Source organism: Pseudomonas sp. WS 5059, from assembly GCF_012985525.1.
Taxonomy (GTDB): Bacteria; Pseudomonadota; Gammaproteobacteria; order Pseudomonadales; family Pseudomonadaceae; genus Aquipseudomonas.
Genome location: NZ_JAAQWO010000008.1, coordinates 223,144 through 240,249, shown reverse-complemented (window position 1 = coordinate 240,249; position 17,106 = coordinate 223,144). Strand labels below are relative to the sequence as shown.

At 59.9% G+C, this 17,106-nt stretch carries 16 protein-coding genes; 15 read left to right on the top strand and 1 reads right to left on the bottom strand.

The genetic code is table 11. The features are described from left to right. The first annotated feature begins 5 nt into the window (after positions 1-5). The 5 genes from HBO12_RS23355 (at position 6) to HBO12_RS23335 (ending at position 8,481) form a co-directional block, all read left to right on the top strand. Positions 6-3,686, top strand: coding sequence for a glycosyltransferase family protein (locus HBO12_RS23355; protein WP_170043332.1), 3,681 nt, complete (start codon positions 6-8; stop codon positions 3,684-3,686). Further along, complete coding sequence (locus HBO12_RS23350) at positions 3,610-4,422, top strand: hypothetical protein (RefSeq protein WP_170043331.1); 813 nt, start codon at positions 3,610-3,612, stop codon at positions 4,420-4,422. The genes HBO12_RS23355 and HBO12_RS23350 overlap by 77 nt, the downstream gene beginning before the upstream one ends. A gap of 31 nt (positions 4,423-4,453) precedes the next feature. Beyond that, positions 4,454-5,662, top strand: coding sequence for a glycosyltransferase family 4 protein (locus HBO12_RS23345; RefSeq protein WP_346343193.1), 1,209 nt, complete (start codon positions 4,454-4,456; stop codon positions 5,660-5,662). Beyond that, complete coding sequence (locus HBO12_RS23340; protein ID WP_170043330.1) at positions 5,659-6,831, top strand: glycosyltransferase family 4 protein; 1,173 nt, start codon at positions 5,659-5,661, stop codon at positions 6,829-6,831. Before HBO12_RS23345 ends, HBO12_RS23340 begins: the two co-directional genes overlap by 4 nt. Positions 6,832-6,915: 84 nt before the next feature. After that, positions 6,916-8,481 carry a methyl-accepting chemotaxis protein gene (locus HBO12_RS23335; RefSeq protein ID WP_038442232.1) on the top strand — a complete coding sequence of 522 codons (1,566 nt, stop codon included), beginning with the start codon at positions 6,916-6,918 and terminating at the stop codon, positions 8,479-8,481. 85 nt (positions 8,482-8,566) lie between these two features. On the opposite strand, the gene HBO12_RS23330 is transcribed toward HBO12_RS23335, so the two are convergent. After that, a complete protein-coding gene (locus HBO12_RS23330) occupies positions 8,567-9,259 on the bottom strand; it encodes an alpha/beta family hydrolase (protein WP_262377059.1) in 693 nt (230 codons plus the stop codon). A 79-nt stretch (positions 9,260-9,338) separates the two neighbouring features. Here HBO12_RS23330 and ccoN (HBO12_RS23325) point away from each other — a divergent pair, with 79 nt between their 5' ends. The 10 genes from ccoN (HBO12_RS23325) to HBO12_RS23280 all read left to right on the top strand — a co-directional run bounded on the left by ccoN (HBO12_RS23325) (position 9,339) and on the right by HBO12_RS23280 (position 17,094). Next, entirely contained in the window at positions 9,339-10,763 is a 1,425-nt protein-coding gene (gene ccoN / locus HBO12_RS23325) for a cytochrome-c oxidase, cbb3-type subunit I (protein ID WP_169954201.1), read from the top strand. A gap of 10 nt (positions 10,764-10,773) precedes the next feature. After that, complete coding sequence (gene ccoO, locus HBO12_RS23320; RefSeq protein ID WP_029300055.1) at positions 10,774-11,382, top strand: cytochrome-c oxidase, cbb3-type subunit II; 609 nt, start codon at positions 10,774-10,776, stop codon at positions 11,380-11,382. A gap of 3 nt (positions 11,383-11,385) precedes the next feature. After that, a complete protein-coding gene (locus tag HBO12_RS23315) occupies positions 11,386-11,604 on the top strand; it encodes a cbb3-type cytochrome oxidase subunit 3 (RefSeq protein ID WP_169954202.1) in 219 nt (72 codons plus the stop codon). Next, complete coding sequence (gene ccoP / locus HBO12_RS23310) at positions 11,601-12,524, top strand: cytochrome-c oxidase, cbb3-type subunit III (protein WP_169954203.1); 924 nt, start codon at positions 11,601-11,603, stop codon at positions 12,522-12,524. The genes HBO12_RS23315 and ccoP (HBO12_RS23310) overlap by 4 nt, the downstream gene beginning before the upstream one ends. 536 nt (positions 12,525-13,060) lie before the next feature. After that, positions 13,061-14,503 (top strand): cytochrome-c oxidase, cbb3-type subunit I, encoded by a 1,443-nt coding sequence (gene ccoN, locus HBO12_RS23305; RefSeq protein WP_057439486.1) that lies wholly within the window; start codon positions 13,061-13,063, stop codon positions 14,501-14,503. Continuing rightward, entirely contained in the window at positions 14,503-15,111 is a 609-nt protein-coding gene (ccoO, locus tag HBO12_RS23300) for a cytochrome-c oxidase, cbb3-type subunit II (protein WP_029300047.1), read from the top strand. The genes ccoN (HBO12_RS23305) and ccoO (HBO12_RS23300) overlap by 1 nt, the downstream gene beginning before the upstream one ends. A 5-nt stretch (positions 15,112-15,116) precedes the next feature. Further along, a complete protein-coding gene (locus HBO12_RS23295) occupies positions 15,117-15,302 on the top strand; it encodes a CcoQ/FixQ family Cbb3-type cytochrome c oxidase assembly chaperone (RefSeq protein WP_003175465.1) in 186 nt (61 codons plus the stop codon). Then, positions 15,299-16,273 (top strand): cytochrome-c oxidase, cbb3-type subunit III, encoded by a 975-nt coding sequence (gene ccoP / locus HBO12_RS23290; RefSeq protein WP_170043329.1) that lies wholly within the window; start codon positions 15,299-15,301, stop codon positions 16,271-16,273. The genes HBO12_RS23295 and ccoP (HBO12_RS23290) overlap by 4 nt, the downstream gene beginning before the upstream one ends. A gap of 156 nt (positions 16,274-16,429) precedes the next feature. Beyond that, complete coding sequence (locus tag HBO12_RS23285; protein WP_169954205.1) at positions 16,430-16,684, top strand: type II toxin-antitoxin system Phd/YefM family antitoxin; 255 nt, start codon at positions 16,430-16,432, stop codon at positions 16,682-16,684. Beyond that, positions 16,684-17,094, top strand: coding sequence for a type II toxin-antitoxin system VapC family toxin (locus HBO12_RS23280; RefSeq protein WP_169954206.1), 411 nt, complete (start codon positions 16,684-16,686; stop codon positions 17,092-17,094). The genes HBO12_RS23285 and HBO12_RS23280 overlap by 1 nt, the downstream gene beginning before the upstream one ends. Positions 17,095-17,106: the final 12 nt, after the last annotated feature.

The following is a 17,106-nucleotide window of genomic DNA, read 5'->3' as shown; positions in this document are numbered from 1 at the left end:
CGATAATGAATGCGATGGAACGCGCCGCACACAAGCAAGTGCGCCACGACCTGGAGGAGCAACGCGCTACCAGCGAACAGCTGCAGGCTGCCCTCAGCCAAGCCCGTGAGCAGATCGCCACGCTCAACGACAACCTGCACAGTGCCAATGCCAAGCGCCACCTGGCAGAACAGCGGCTGATCAAGACGCGCGCCAGCCTGACCTATCAATTGGGTTATCAATTGAAGGCCGGCACCCGCTCGCTGGGTGCATTGCTGCGCCTGCCAGCGATCTTGTTCAGGCTGTACCGCCAGGCCCGCAGGAGCCGTCCGATCACCCAGCAAGCAAGCGCTGAGCACCCACGGCAGCCGCTGCCAGCCACGGCACCGGTTACAGCGACACCCCGGCCCCGTCCGCTGGCAGAGGCCGACTACATCCACGACCACCTGTTGCCAGGCGCCCAGGGCAATGCCCAGCCACTGAGAGTGGCCTGCGTGATGGACCCGTTTACCTACGATGCCTACCGCCACGAATGCCAGTTGCTGCAACTGACCCCGGCCCACTACCTGGCAGAACTTGAAGCGTTCCAACCCGAGCTTCTGTTTATCGAGTCGGCTTGGCGCGGCAAGGATGACTTGTGGCACAACAAAGTGGGGCACAACTGCGAGGAACTGCGGGGCACCTTGCAGTGGTGCAAGGAGCACGGCGTGCCCACGGTGTTCTGGAACAAGGAAGACCCCGTGCACTACGAAACCTTCCTCAACACGGCCAAGCAATTGGACTTTGTATTCACCACCGATATCGACTGCATTCAGCGCTATAAAGGCGCATTGGGACACGAGCGTGTCTACCTGCTGCCCTTTGCCTGCCAGCCCGTGGTGCACAACCCGATTGAGCTGTATGAACGCAAGGACGGGTTCTGCTTTGCCGGTGCCTACTACGTCCGTTATCCCGAACGGACCCGTGACCTGGTCAATCTCATCAGCGAACTGCCACGCTTGCGCCCCTTGGAGATCTTTGATCGCAACTTCGGCAAACAAGACGCCAACTATCAGTTCCCCGCCGAATATCAACCCTACATCGTCGGCACGTTGAGCCCTGCACACATGGACCTGGCCTACAAAGGCTATCGCTACGGGGTCAACCTCAACTCGATCAAGCAATCCCAGTCCATGTTCGCGCGGCGCGTCTTCGAGCTGCTGGGCTCCAACACCCTGACTGTCAGCAATTTTTCCCGCGGCCTGCGCGTATTGCTGGGTGATCTGGTAATTACCACCGACAACAGTGCGCACATGCTCAACCGGCTCAAGGCGCTGGCGGATAACCCGCAACATAGCGCCAGACTGCGCCTGGCCGGCTTGCGCAAAGTGATGCAGGAACATACCTACGCCCATCGCTTGCGCTATGTCATGGCCAAAGTCAGCGGCACGCCCCAAGACGATCCCTTGCCCAAGATTTGCATCATCGCCAATGCGCTCAACAATGCCGAGCTGCTGGCACTGACCCGGCACCTGCAGCGCCAGCGCTACAGCAATATCATCATGAAGGTCGTGGTGAACACGGGCGTAACCGCAACAGACCCGCGATTACACCTGATCAGCCGCACGCAATTGAACGCCGTTACCGTGGCTGAACTGGCCAACGGCGCCGCCTGGGTTGGCGCGATGGTCGCGCAGGACTACTACGGCCCCCACTACCTGCTCGACCTGGCCCTGGCCACGCGCTACAGCCAGGCCAACGTGATCGGCAAGGCGGCGCACTACGTAGCCGATGAGCATGGCATCCACCTGCACAATGCCGGGCAGGACTACCGCTGCGCCAGCGCCATCGCCGCCCGTTGCGCGCTGATCAAGCCCTCATTGCTGGCCAGCCAAACGGTTGGCGACTGGCTCCACGCCCTGCCCTCCCTTGAGTACCGCAACCCGAAGGCCCTGGCGAGCGACGTCTTCAACTACTGCAAAAACGCGGCGGGCACCCACCCGCAGCAGGTCAGCGCCATGGTGGATGATCTTGCGGTGGATAGCGGTGTGAGCCTCGCCACCCTGCAACGGCACGCCGAAACCATTCCCCCGCTGCAAGCGAGCGCCAGTACGCCGTACATCAGTGGTGCAGCCCTGGCGAAACTGTTTGCCCCTATCGCCAGCAAGTTCCTGCAAACCAAGGTCGATGCCGATACCTGGCATATCTCCTCATCCCTGGCGGACGGTAGGCACGAGTACCATTACGCCAGGCAGGAACTGCCCGTGGCCCAACTGGCAACCGACGCGCCTATGCAACTGTTCCTCGACGCCACCCCAGGCTTGAACATTCAGTTGGTCGTCCTGTTCCTGGATGCACAGAAACAACGCATCAGCCATCTGCTGCAAACGGCCAATCGCAACCAGAGCTGCGAGGTCCCTCCCGAAACCGCCTACGTGCGCCTGGGAATCCGTGCTTACGCAAGCGGCAGTTCCACGATCAAGGAACTGGTCCTCGGCCATCGTGATATCCAGCCATCCACCCTGCTCGCCAAGGCCGGGCACCTACTGCTGACCAACCACTACCCGGCCTATGACGATCTGTACCGCAACGGCTTTTTGCACACCCGTGTGAGCGCCTATCAAGCACAAGGCTTGCCGGTGGATGTGTTTCGCCTGCGCGCGAATGAGCCGGTCAGCTATCAAGAGTTTGAAAACGTCGATGTCATCACTGGCTCCCAGGCAGCCCTGGCCAACATGCTTGGGTCAAGGTGTTATCAATCGGTGCTGGTGCATTTTCTGGACCCGCAGATGTGGGAAGTCCTGCGCCTGCACGCCATCCCCACCATCGTCTGGGTGCACGGTTCCGAAATCCAGCCATGGTGGCGTCGGGCGCACAACTACGGCAGCGATGCGCAACGGCAACTGGGCAAGCTCGAAAGCGAGCGGCGCATGGGCTTCTGGCGCAAGCTGCTAAACCCCATGCCGGCCAATTTGCAGTTGGTGTTCGTATCGCATCACTTTGCCGAAGAGGTCATGGAAGACCTGGGCTTTCGCCTGCCAAAAAGCCAGTACCGGATCATTCACAACCCGATCAATACCCAGTTGTTTTCCTATCAGGAAAAACCGCCGGAACAGCGCAAGAAAATCCTCTCGATCCGCCCTTATGCATCGCGCACCTATGCCAATGACCTGAGCGTCAAGGCCATCCAGTTGCTGGCGCAAAAGCCCTGGTTCAGTGAACTGCAGTTTCGCCTGATCGGGGATGGGCCGTTATTCGAGGAGACATTGGCGCCCCTGCGCCAATACCCCAACGTACAGATTGAAAGGGGCTACTTGAAACAGTCCGAAATCGCCGAACTGCACAAACACTATGGGGTATTCCTGTGCCCCAGCCGCATGGATACCCAAGGTGTCTCTCGTGATGAAGCAATGGCCTCGGGCCTGGTACCGATCACCAATCGAGTCGGGGCAATACCGGAGTTTGTCGATGACAACAGTGGTTTCCTAGCGGCCCCGGAAAGTTTCATCGAGCTGAGCGAAGCCATTGAAACCCTGTTCCTGCACCCCTGCACTTTCCAGGAAAAATCCCTGAGCGCCAGACAACGCGTGGTCATGCAAAGCGACACGCTGCAGATTTCAAAAGCTGAACTCAACCTCATACGAGACACAAATGACCATCGAGAAAGAGTCGACACTCCAGATAATCCTGCTATCGACACTCGGCTGGTGCATGTCATTGGCTCGTAAATTCATACGAGTCACTCCGACCGCAACTTTCACCGCCCATACCGCACATTTTTGCGCGCAAGGCCTATTGATCGTAACGTTCCTGTTACCGCTGAAAATCCTCATCCTGCTGGGCTCCGAGTCAATTCCCGAATATTTGCCGCAGGCATTCAAGTCGTTCAGCAAACCCTGGCTGATTATTGGCCTCAGTTTATTGACCGCTGTGTTTTATGGCCTCTATTTGCTGTCGGAAGTTATCGCGTCACGTTATTCAAGAACGGGCGCCTACCAACTAATGAACCACAACCAGAAGTCCAACAGTCTGGGTAACCAGCGACCTCTGGCAGTATTGGCGTTCTCCAGGCTCACCCGAGGCTTGTCTGCGGCCAGTTTTGTGACCATTGCCCTGGGCCTATTGCTTTACATCTACCCGGCGCTGCTGACCATTGCCCTGGCCTATATTGCGGGGGTCACGACACTGATCATCGTTTTATACAACCGTAAACACCGCATACGTTCAATTGTGCAGCGCCACCATCATGCGTTGCTCAATGCACTTTCGTCCCTGGGGTTCCTGGGGACATTTGCCTTCATGGTCATGGACTTTCTGTACATGACACCTGCCCCCATCTCTATCGCGCTCATTTCATTGATTCTGGTCCGGCAAAGCCTTGCCCGGCTCAAGTCGATGATTGAGGACGCTATCTACCTGAAAAACCATCAACAGAAAATCAATGCGCTGTTCTTCGCCTATTGATTGCCAACGTGCCGAACAGGAGTGGGTTCCCGTGACTCGTATTGCCATGCTCGTATGGAACGAATTTCGCAACGACGCCCGCGTGTTGAAACAGGCCCAGACACTTCAGTCGGCGGGCTATCAAGTCACGGTGTTTGCCCTGCATACCCCAGGTATAACCTGCCAAAAAGAAACCCTCGCGGATGGCACTCAGGTGATACGGGTCGCGCGGCGTCCGTTATGGCGGTGGCGCAGCGCCAAGGCGCAACAATCGAGGGGCGCGTCGGCGACTGGCAAGCCAATGTCAGTGCTGCGCGTACTTGCGCGGGTATGGACACATATCGACCTGGTGACCCGTATCGCCTGGCATCGCGCAACGGTGATCCATGCCCATGACGTCAATACCCTGCCCAGCGCCTGGCTCGCCGCCCGGCTCAGCGGGGCCAAGCTGGTGTATGACGCCCATGAAATCAGCACCAGCCGCGAAGGTTACGGGCGCTATCGCCAGTGGGTGGCGCGGGTCGAGCGCACGCTGATGCCCAGGACTGACGGCAACATCACCACCACCGAGACGCGGGCGAAGTTCTTTGCCCGCGCCTACGCCATCGCCCGCCCGCTGGTGCTGCAGAATCGGCCACGGTTGAGCAGCAGCCCGCCAACACAACGGATCCGCCATGAACTGGGGCTGGTACAGCCCTGGCCGATCATCGTCTATCAGGGCGGATTGCAGCAGGGACGCGGGCTGGAGCGCCTGCTGCGGGTAGCGGCAAGCGTACCGGATGCCTATTTCGTGTTGATTGGGGGCGGAAATCTGTGCGGGCCGCTGCTGGCATTGCGCGATGAACTGGGCCTGGCCGAGCGCGTGCATTTTATCCCCATGGTGCCCCTGGCGGATCTGCCCAGCTACACCGCATCAGCCGATATTGGCGTGCAACCCATCGAAAACACCTGCCTGAACCACTTCACCACCGACTCCAACAAGCTGTTCGAGTACGTGATCGCCGGGCTGCCGGTAATAGCCACGGACTTCCCGGAGATTCGCCGGATTGTCAAAGCCCATGACATCGGGTTGCTGGTGCCGGCCGGTGACGACCTGCAATTGCGCGCGGCTCTCAGGCATTTGCTGGATGACCCGGTGCTACGCCGCAGGTATGCCGGCAACACACGAATTGCCGCCAGGTACCTGAACTGGGAACAGCAGGAGCCAGAGCTGGTGACGCTGTACTACCGGTTGACGGGCATGGGCCAGGTGCATCCATGACGATGCGCATCCTGTTGTTGAGCTACTACTACCCACCTGACCTGGCAGCATTTCGGGTCGAAGCGATGGTCGAGGCCCTGCTCGCACACCCTGGCGGCGAGGCGCAGATCGACTTGCTCACCACTTGTCCCAACCGCTATGCCGCCTCTTACGTGGCAGGCAGCGATGGCCCACAACGACCGGGGCTTAGTATTACGCGCATAGCCCTGCCTAGGCCCCCCAACAACCTCCGCGATCAGGCAAGGGGGTTTGCGGCCTATGCCCATGGCGTACGCAAAGCGATAAAGGGCAAGGAGTACGACTTGATCCTTGCCTCCTCCTCGCGGCTGATGACCGCCGCGCTGGCGGCCTCTATTGCCCGGGCACGCAAGACCCCGCTCTATCTGGATATCCGCGATATTTTCGTCGATGTGCTACCCGAGCTTTTCCCTGGCCTGCGCGGCAACATCCTCGCCCGGCTGTTTGCCGTGGTCGAGCGACTGACGATCAACCAGGCCTCGCGGATCAACCTGGTGTCACCGGGGTTTCTCGGTTACTTCGTCGCGCGCTATCCGCACAAGAGGTTTGCCACCTTTACCAATGGCATTGACGATCTGTTTTTCCAGTCAGCGCTCTCCCAAGGCATACCCTGCGCACCTGCCGGCCGATTGAAAATCCTGTATGCCGGCAACATCGGCGCCGGCCAGGGCCTGGAGAAAATCATCCCGCAACTGGCGCAACGGTTGACCGACCGTGCCAGCTTTTATGTGATTGGCCATGGCGGCACCCTGCACAAATTGCGCGATGAGCTGCAACGCCTGCGCATCACCAATGTCGAGCTGATTGCCCCCATGCCCCGCGCCCAGCTCATCAATCACTATCGCCAGGCCGATGTGCTGTTTTTGCACCTGAATACGTTCAAGGCATTCCTCAAAGTCATACCCTCAAAACTGTTCGAGTACGCCGCCACCGGCAAGCCGATCCTGGCGGGCCTGGATGGTTACTCAAAACACTTCGCCACCACCCATATCGCCAACACCGCAGTGTTTGCCCCCGCAGACCTGGAGTCCGCCATCGCCGCCCTGGCTCGACTCAGGCTCGAACCCACCGACCGTTCGGCATTCATTCGCGATTACGCACGCACGACCATCCAGCAACACATGGCGATCGACATTCTGAGCACCCGATAAGCGCCCGCCGATTATTGCAAAAATAAGTTAAATAAAAGCGCGCCGGGGCCGACAACCTGTCAAAGCCTTGCGGATTGATCAATCATGCGTAATAACCAACCCGTTACCCAGCGCGAACGTACCTTCCCCGCTCAACAACGGTTGATCTCCACGACCGATGCCAAAGGCGTGATCACTTACTGCAACGACGCGTTCGTCGAAATCAGTGGGTTTTCCCGGGATGAACTGATGCGCGCCCCGCACAACCTGGTTCGCCACCCGGATGTGCCGGCCGCGGTGTTCGCGCATATGTGGGCGACGCTCAAACAAGGCTTGCCATGGATGGGCATCGTCAAGAACCGCTGCAAGACCGGCGATCACTACTGGGTCAACGCCTATGTGACCCCGGTGTTCGACGGCGAACAGGTGATCGGCTACGAGTCGGTACGGGTCAAGCCGACCGCCGAGCAGATCCGCCGTGCCGAAGCGCTGTACCAGCGGATCAACCAGGGCAAGTCGGCCATCCCGCGCAGTGATAAATGGCTGCCGGTGTTGCAGGACTGGCTGCCGTTTATCCTGGTCAGCCAGTTGAGCTTCCTGATCGGCATCTGGTTCAACTCCCACTGGGGTTTTGCCCTGGCCGCCGCACTGTCGGTGCCGCTGGGCCTGCTCGGCCTGAGCTGGCAGCAGCGCGGTCTCAAGCGCCTGTTGCGCCTGGCCGAACAGACCACCTCCGACCCGCTCATCGCGCAGATGTACACCGACAGCCGTGGCGCGCAAGCACGCCTGGAGATGTCGATCCTCAGCCAGGAAGCCCGCCTGAAGACCTGCCTGACCCGCTTGCAGGACACCGCCGAACACCTCAACGACCAGGCGCGTCAGTCCAACACCCTGGCCCACAACAGCTCGACCGGCCTGGAACGCCAGCGCGTGGAGACCGAGCAGGTAGCCACCGCCGTCAACCAGATGGCCGCCACCACCCAGGAAGTCGCCAGCCATGTACAACGTACGGCTGACGCCACCCAGGAGGCCAATCGCCTGACTGGGCGCGGGCGTGATATCGCGGGCGAAACCCGCGAAGCCATCCAGCGCCTGTCAGTGGTGGTTGGGGAAACCGGCGTGACCGTGACCCAACTGGCCAAGGACAGCGACGAGATCGGCGGCGTGGTGGATGTGATCAAGGGCATTGCCGACCAGACCAACCTGCTGGCCCTGAACGCCGCCATCGAAGCGGCGCGCGCCGGTGAAATGGGCCGCGGGTTTGCGGTGGTGGCCGATGAAGTGCGGCAACTGGCGCAACGTACCAGCGAATCCACCGGGCAGATCCATGCCCTGATCGCCAAGTTGCAACAGACCGCCAGCACCGCCGTGCAGACCATGGATGCCGGGCATCGCCAGGCCGAAGAAGGCGTGGCGCGAGTGATGGAAGCGGACGCGGCGCTGGTGGGGATCAGCGAGGCGGTGGCGCACATTACCGACATGACCACCCAGATCGCCGCCGCGACCGAGGAGCAAAGCTCGGTCGCCGAAGAGATCAGCCGCAATATCAGCACCATTGCGCTGCTGGCGGACCAGACTTCGGAGCAGGCGTTGAATTCGGCGCAGTTGAGTGAAGAGCTGACCCATACGGCCAATACGCAGTATTCGCTGGTGGAGCGGTTTAACCGCTAGATTGCTATCGCAGGCAAGCCAGCTCCCACATTTTGATCTGTGAATACATTCAAAATGTGGGAGCTGGCTTGCCTGCGATGAGGCCCTAACGGGTGCCGAGAAAACCAGCCACCTTCCCCGCCGCAGCTTCCAGATGCTGCTCATGGGTAAACCCCGAAGCCTTCAACGGCTTCAAATCGTGATCCCCCGCCACCAGCCACATCACCTCGATGCTCGGCGACAATACATACCCCTCCACCGCCGCCCGATTGCCCAGCGCATCGCGTTCGCCCTGCACAATCAAGGTCGTGGTCTTTAGCCCTGCCAGATGCTCGACCCGTGGCTTCTCTGGCTTACCCACCGCATAGAACGGATACCCCAGGCACACCAGTGCATCTGCCGCCAATTCATCGGCCAATAAACTGGCCATCCGCCCGCCCATGGACTTGCCGCCAATCGCCAAAGGCCCAGCGACATGACGTCGCACCTGGGCATATACCTCGCGCCAGCATTCCAGCAGTTTTGGCGCCGGGTTCGGCGGGCGTTTGCCGCCATCCACACGGCGCTGGGCCATGTAGGGAAACTCGAAGCGCAACACGTTCACGCCATGCCCGGCAAGGCGTACAGCCATGTCGTCCATAAAGCCCGAGTCCATCGGCGCGCCGGCACCGTGAGCCAGGATCAGCGTTGGTGATTGGCCCGCGTCAACGCTCGTGGCCGCATTCCATAACCACCCGTGTTCACGCACACACTGCGCCCATTGATCCCCGTCAATACTGGCCTTGTGCTCTTTGCCCATGCTTGCCTCGCTTTTTAGTCTGCCTATAACTCCAGCCCAAGTGCCGCATCTGCTTGGGTTGAACCGTGGATGGGGAACCATGAACACTACTTTAAGTACCGCCTATAACTACAAGGTGGTCCGCCAATTCGCCATTATGACGGTGGTGTGGGGCATCGTCGGCATGGGGCTCGGGGTTTTTCTCGCCGCCCAGTTGGTATGGCCCGAACTCAACTTCAACCTGCCTTGGACCAGTTTCGGTCGATTGCGCCCACTGCACACCAACGCGGTGATTTTCGCGTTTGGTGGCTGCGCGCTGTTTGCCAGCTCCTTCTACGCGGTGCAACGCACCTGCCAGACCCAGCTGTTCGCGCCGAAAGTCGCCGCGTTCTGCTTCTGGGGCTGGCAGTTGGTGATCCTGCTGGCAGCAATCAGCTTGCCACTGGGCTACACCAGTTCCAAGGAATACGCCGAGCTGGAATGGCCGATCGACATCCTGATCACCATCGTCTGGGTCGCCTACGCCATCGTGTTCTTCGGCACCGTGGCCAAGCGCAACACCAAGCACATCTATGTCGGTAACTGGTTCTTCGGTGCGTTCATCATCACCGTGGCGATCCTGCATATCGTCAACAACCTGGAAATCCCGGTCAGCCTGACCAAGTCCTACTCGCTGTACGGCGGTGCGACGGATGCCATGGTGCAGTGGTGGTATGGCCACAACGCCGTAGGTTTCTTCCTCACTGCGGGCTTTTTGGGGATGATGTACTACTTCGTGCCCAAGCAGGCCGAGCGTCCGGTTTACTCCTATCGCTTGTCCATCGTGCACTTCTGGGCACTGATCACCCTGTACATCTGGGCCGGTCCTCACCACCTGCACTACACCGCGCTGCCGGACTGGGCACAGTCCCTGGGCATGGTGATGTCACTGGTTCTGCTGGCGCCAAGCTGGGGCGGCATGATCAACGGCATGATGACCCTCTCGGGCGCCTGGCATAAGCTGCGCAGCGACCCGATCCTGCGCTTCCTCGTTGTATCGCTGGCGTTCTACGGCATGTCGACCTTCGAAGGGCCGATGATGGCCATCAAGACGGTCAACGCCCTGTCCCACTACACCGACTGGACCATCGGCCACGTACACGCCGGCGCCCTCGGTTGGGTAGCGATGATCTCCATCGGCGCGCTGTACCACATGATCCCGAAAATCTTCGGTCGCGAGCAGATGTACAGCCTCGGCCTGATCAACGCGCACTTCTGGCTGGCGACCATCGGCACCGTGCTCTACATCGCTTCGATGTGGGTCAACGGCATTGCCCAAGGCCTGATGTGGCGTGCGGTCAACGAAGACGGCACCCTGACCTACTCCTTCGTCGAAACCCTGGTGGCCAGCCACCCAGGCTTCATCGTGCGGTTGGTGGGCGGAGCGATCTTCCTCAGCGGCATGTTCCTGATGGCTTACAACACTTGGCGCACCGTGCGTTCGGCACAACCTGCCGAAGTGGCCGCTGCGGCGCAGATGGCCTGAGGAGTCGATGATGAAACACGAAACGATTGAAAAGAACGTCGGCCTATTGATGCTGCTGATGGTGCTTGCCGTGAGTATCGGCGGCCTGACGCAGATCGTCCCGCTGTTCTTCCAGGACGTCACCAACAAGCCGGTCGAAGGCATGAAGCCCTACACCGCGCTGCAACTGGAAGGCCGTGACATCTACATCCGCGAAGGCTGCGTACAGTGTCACTCGCAGATGATCCGGCCGTTCCGCGCCGAGACCGAACGCTACGGCCACTACTCGGTCGCCGGCGAAAGCGTGTGGGATCACCCGTTCCTGTGGGGTTCCAAGCGTACCGGTCCGGACCTGGCCCGCGTTGGCGCGCGCTACTCCGACGACTGGCACCGCGCGCACTTGTACAACCCGCGCAACGTTGTGCCTGAGTCGAAGATGCCGGCCTACCCATGGCTGGTCACCGCCCAGGTCGACAGCAGCCACACCGAAACCAAGCTCAAGGTCATGCGCACCCTCGGCGTGCCGTACACCGACGCAGACATCACCGCGGCCGTGGACAGCCTCAAGGGCAAGACCGAAATGGACGCCCTGGTCTCCTACCTGCAAGTGCTCGGCACTGCAATCAAGAGCAAGAGGTGAACCATGGGTTTTGAACTGGATACCGGAATGATCCGCGGCCTCGGCACGCTGGTGGTGGCAATTGCCTTCATCGGCCTGTCGCTGTGGGTGTTCAACTCCAAGCGCAACCCGGAGTTCGCCGAGGCCTGCCTGCTGCCATTTGCCGATGAGCCTAAGCCTGACGCCATCGACACCCCATCCGACGCTCAAGAAGAGCCTGTAACAAGGAGCATTCGGCCATGACTACCTTTTGGAGTACATGGATCTGTGTACTGACCCTCGGCAGCCTGATCGGCCTGACCTGGCTGCTGTTCGGCACCCGCAAGGGCGAGACCAAGGGCAGCGTCGACCAGACCATGGGCCACGCCTTCGACGGGATTGAGGAGTACGACAACCCCCTGCCCCAGTGGTGGTTCATGTTGTTCGCCGGCACCCTGGTGTTTGCCGTCGGCTACCTGATCCTCTATCCGGGCCTGGGCAACTGGAAAGGCGTGTTGCCGGGCTATGAAGACGGCTGGACCCAGACCAAGGAATGGGACAAGGAAATGGCCAAGGCCGACGCCAAGTTTGGGCCGATCTTCGCCAAATTCGCAGCCATGCCCGTGGAAGAAGTGGCCAAGGACCCGCAAGCGTTGAAAATGGGCGGCCGCCTGTTTGCCTCCAACTGCGCGGTGTGCCACGGCTCCGATGCCAAGGGCGCCTACGGCTTCCCGAACCTGGCGGACGACAACTGGCGCTGGGGTGGTTCGGCAGACGCGATCAAGCTGACCATCATGAACGGTCGCCACGCCGCCATGCCGGCCTGGGGTGAAGTGCTGGGCGAGGACGGGGTGAAAAACGTCGCGGCCTATGTGCGCCACGACCTGGCCAAGTTGCCGCTGCCGGCTGACAGCAAGGTCGACCTGGCTGCTGGCAAGCAAGCGTTCGACACCACCTGCGTGGCCTGCCACGGCCCAGAAGGCCACGGCGTTGAAGCCATGGGCGCGCCAAACCTGACGCAGCCTGCCGGTTTCATCTACGGCACCAGCCTTGCGCAGTTGCAGCAGACCATCCGTCACGGCCGCCAGGGCCAGATGCCGGCGCAGGAAGCTCTGCAAGGCAACGACAAGGTCCACCTGCTGGCGGCCTACGTCTACAGCCTGTCGCAGAAAGAGCAGAAGTAAGCTTCAAGCTGCACGCTGCAAGAGAAGAGTTCTCAACTCGGCTCTTGCAGCCCTCCCTCTCCCCGCTCCAAACCTGCCCCTTGCAGCTTGCTACTAACCGCTGCGCCCTGCGCCAGATTGTCACACCCTTCTAAAGCACACCTTTCCCCTCTCGCCATTCGGGTCTACGCTTGTTTCCACAGTGGGCCGGCGTTGATCGGTCGCAGCTCGACTTGCACTCGATGAGTCAGACACTCCAGCAGGGTGACAGGCGCAAAGGCTGGCAGTTACCGGCTGTCGTGCCATTGACCATTCGTCACTTCGCCAGCTTGTTTGTACATACCTCGCTACAAGTACCTGCGCCCCCTCAAAATTCCTGTCCAACCCGTCAGCTTTTCATTTTTGATTTTGTCCTTACGCCAAACATGGAAAGGGCGCAGAATCTGGTTTGTAAAGCATTGACGCAGGTCAGCGTTACGTTGCAATGGCACCTCGCTTTCTCCATACTTGCGACCGATTTTTATCCTAATAAAACACCTAAACCGTGGAACCTTAGAATGAGCACAGCAATCAGTCCGACTGCTTATAACTATAAGGTAGTCCGCCAGTTCGCCATCATGACGGTGGTCTGGGGGATCCTTGGCATGGGGCTCGGTGTCTTCATCGCCTCGCAACTGGTCTGGCCGGAGTTGAACTTCGACCTGCCATGGACGACGTTTGGACGCCTACGCCCACTGCACACCAACCTGGTGATCTTCGCCTTCGGCGGATGTGCACTGTTTGCCACTTCCTACTATGTCGTGCAGCGAACCTGCCAGACGCGACTGATTTCCGATGGTCTCGCCGCCTTCACCTTCTGGGGATGGCAAGCGGTGATTGTCGGCGCCATCATCACCCTGCCAATGGGCTTCACCACCACCAAGGAATACGCGGAATTGGAATGGCCCCTTGCCATCCTTCTGGCGATCGTCTGGGTGACCTACGGCATTGTGTTCTTTGGCACCATCGTCAAGCGCAAGACCAAGCACATCTATGTTGGCAACTGGTTCTACGGCGCATTCATTGTCGTGACGGCGATGCTGCACATCGTCAACCACGCGTCCCTGCCGGTGAGTTTCTTCAAGTCCTACTCGGCCTACGCCGGTGCGACCGATGCGATGATCCAGTGGTGGTACGGCCACAACGCCGTAGGGTTCTTCCTGACCACCGGCTTTTTGGGGATGATGTACTACTTCGTGCCGAAACAGGCCGAGCGTCCGATCTACTCCTATCGCCTGTCCATCGTGCACTTCTGGGCGCTGATCACCCTGTATATCTGGGCCGGTCCGCACCACCTGCACTACACCGCACTGCCAGATTGGGCACAGTCCCTGGGCATGGCCATGTCGATCATCCTGCTGGCTCCGAGCTGGGGCGGCATGATCAACGGCATGATGACCCTGTCGGGCGCCTGGCATAAGCTGCGCACCGACCCGATCCTGCGCTTTTTGGTGGTATCGCTGGCGTTCTACGGCATGTCGACCTTCGAAGGGCCGATGATGGCCATCAAGACCGTCAACTCGCTGTCCCACTACACCGACTGGACCATCGGCCACGTCCACGCCGGCGCCCTCGGCTGGGTAGCGATGATCTCCATCGGCGCGCTGTATCACATGATTCCCAAGCTCTATGGCCGGGCGCAGATGCACAGCACCAGCCTGATCAATACCCACTTCTGGCTGGCCACCATCGGCACCGTGCTCTACATCGCCTCGATGTGGGTCAACGGCATCACCCAGGGCCTGATGTGGCGTGCGATCAACGACGACGGCACCCTCACCTACTCCTTCGTCGAAGCGCTGCAAGCCAGCCATCCTGGTTTCATCGTCCGTGCCCTCGGTGGTGCGTTCTTTGCCAGCGGCATGCTGTTCATGGCCTACAACGTGTGGCGCACCGTGCGTGCCTCCAACCCTGTAGAGGCTGAAGCCGCCACCAAGATCGCCGTCGTGGGAGCTCACTGATGAAGCATGAAGTAGTCGAGAAGAATATCGGCCTGCTGGCCTTCTTCATGGTCATCGCCGTGAGTATCGGCGGCCTGACCCAGATCGTTCCGCTGTTTTTCCAGGACGTGACCAACAAGCCGGTCGAAGGCATGAAGCCACGTACCGCCCTTGAACTGGAAGGTCGCGATGTGTACATCGCCAACGGCTGTGTCGGCTGCCACTCGCAGATGATCCGCCCGTTCCGTGCTGAAACCGAACGCTATGGCCACTACTCGGTCGCCGGCGAAAGCGTGTGGGACCACCCGTTCCTGTGGGGCTCCAAGCGTACCGGTCCGGACCTGGCCCGCGTGGGTGGTCGTTACTCCGATGACTGGCAGCGTGCGCACTTGTACAACCCGCGCAACGTGGTGCCCGAGTCGAAAATGCCGGCGTACCCGTTCCTCGTGGAAAACAAGCTCGACGGCAAAGACACTGCCAAGAAAATGGAAGTCTTGCGCACCCTCGGCGTGCCTTACACCGACGAAGACATCGCCGGTGCCCAGGCAGCCGTCAAGGGCAAGACCGAAATGGACGCGCTGGTGGCCTACCTGCAAGGCCTGGGCACCATCATCAAAAGCAAACGGTGATCTGAATGGATATCGGGATGATTCGAGGCCTGGGCACCGTTGTCGTGATGGTGGCCTTTATCGGCCTGGCGTTGTGGGTGTTCAGCCCCAAGCGCAAGTCAGAGTTTGAAGACGCGACCTTGCTGCCTTTTGCGGATGATCCCGAAGCCATCAAGCACGTCGAGCAAGCTTCTAGGAGTAACAAAGAATGACTACGTTCTGGAGTCTGTACGTCACAGTCCTCAGTCTGGGTACCATTTTTGCCCTGACCTGGCTGCTGCTGTCGACCCGCAAGGGCCAGCGCGCCGAACAAACGGACGAGACGGTTGGCCACTCGTTCGATGGCATCGAGGAATACGACAACCCACTGCCAAAGTGGTGGTTCATGTTGTTCGTCGGCACCATCGTGTTTGCCCTGGGCTACCTGGTGCTGTACCCGGGCCTGGGCAACTGGAAAGGCCTGCTGCCGGGCTATGCCTACCTCGATAACGACAAGCAAACCCCATTCGCCAACGGCCAGAGCGGCTGGACTGGCGTGCACGAGTGGGAAAAGGAAATGGCGCGCTCGGACGCCAAGTTCGGGCCGATCTTCGCCAAATTCGCGGCCATGCCTATTGAAGAAGTGGCCAAGGACCCGCAAGCGCTGAAGATGGGAGGCCGCCTGTTCGCCTCCAACTGCTCGGTCTGCCACGGTTCCGACGCCAAGGGTGCCTACGGCTTTCCCAACCTGACCGACGCCGACTGGCGCTGGGGCGGCGAGCCGGAAACCATCAAGGCCACCATCATGGCCGGCCGCCATGCAGTGATGCCGGGCTGGGCTGAAGTCATCGGCGAACAAGGCGTGGCTGACGTGGCCGGCTTCGTGCTGACCAACCTCGATGGCCGCAAGCTGCCGGAAGGCGCCAAGGCCGACGTGGCCAACGGCGAGAAACTCTTCGCCGCCAACTGCGTGGCCTGCCACGGACCGGCCGGCAAGGGTACGCCAGCAATGGGCGCACCCGACCTGACCCACCCGGGCGCGTTCATCTACGGCTCCAGCTTCGCCCAACTGCAGCAGACCATCCGTTACGGCCGCCAGGGCCAAATGCCTGCGCAAGAGCAACTGCAAGGTAACGACAAGGTGCACTTGCTGGCGGCGTATGTTTACAGCCTGTCGCACAAAGAGCAGCAAGAGCAGAAGTAAGCTGCAAGCCCCAATAAAAAGCCCCGTACAGCGCATGCTGGCGGGGCTTTTTTGGTTCTGGTGAAGCCTATCGACCGTTTGTAGCTTCAAGCTTGTGGCTTGCAACTGCGTAGTAGTAACGTAACTACATTCACCCATCCCGCTGGGAGGCGCCCCATGACTATCACGACAATCTCCAGCCGCGAATTCAACCAGGACACAAGCGGTGCCAAAAAAGCCGCGCGCCAAGGACCGGTTTTTATTACCGATCGAGGCAAGCCTGCCCATGTACTGCTAAGTATTGAGGACTACCAAAAATTGACAGGCATCAACGCCGATATCGTTGACCTGTTGGTGATGCCCGAAGCGGCGGATATCGAGTTTGAAACCGAGCGTGCCGTGATTACACACCGACCCGTGGACCTCTCCTGATGTATCTGCTCGATACCAACGTCATTTCCGAGTTACGCAAACCCCAAGCCGACAAAAATGTGGTGGCCTGGGCCAGAACCGTCGCCGCACCGCGCATGTATATTTCGGCGATTACCTTGAAGGAACTGGAGACTGGGGTGCTGCGAATGGAGCGCCGTGACCCCGCGCAGGGCAAGGTCTTGCGCACCTGGCTCAAACGCCACGTCATGCCGGCCTTCGATGCCAGAATCCTGCCAATTGACGCTGCCGTGGCATTGCGCTGCGCCAGCCTACATGTGCCCGATTGTGCCAACGAAAGTGATGCGCTTATCGCCGCAACCGCTCTGGTTCACGGCCTGACCGTGGTCACCCGCAATGTCACCGACTTCCAAAGCAGCGGTGTGACACTGATCAACCCATGGGACGAATGACCTTCGAGCCCT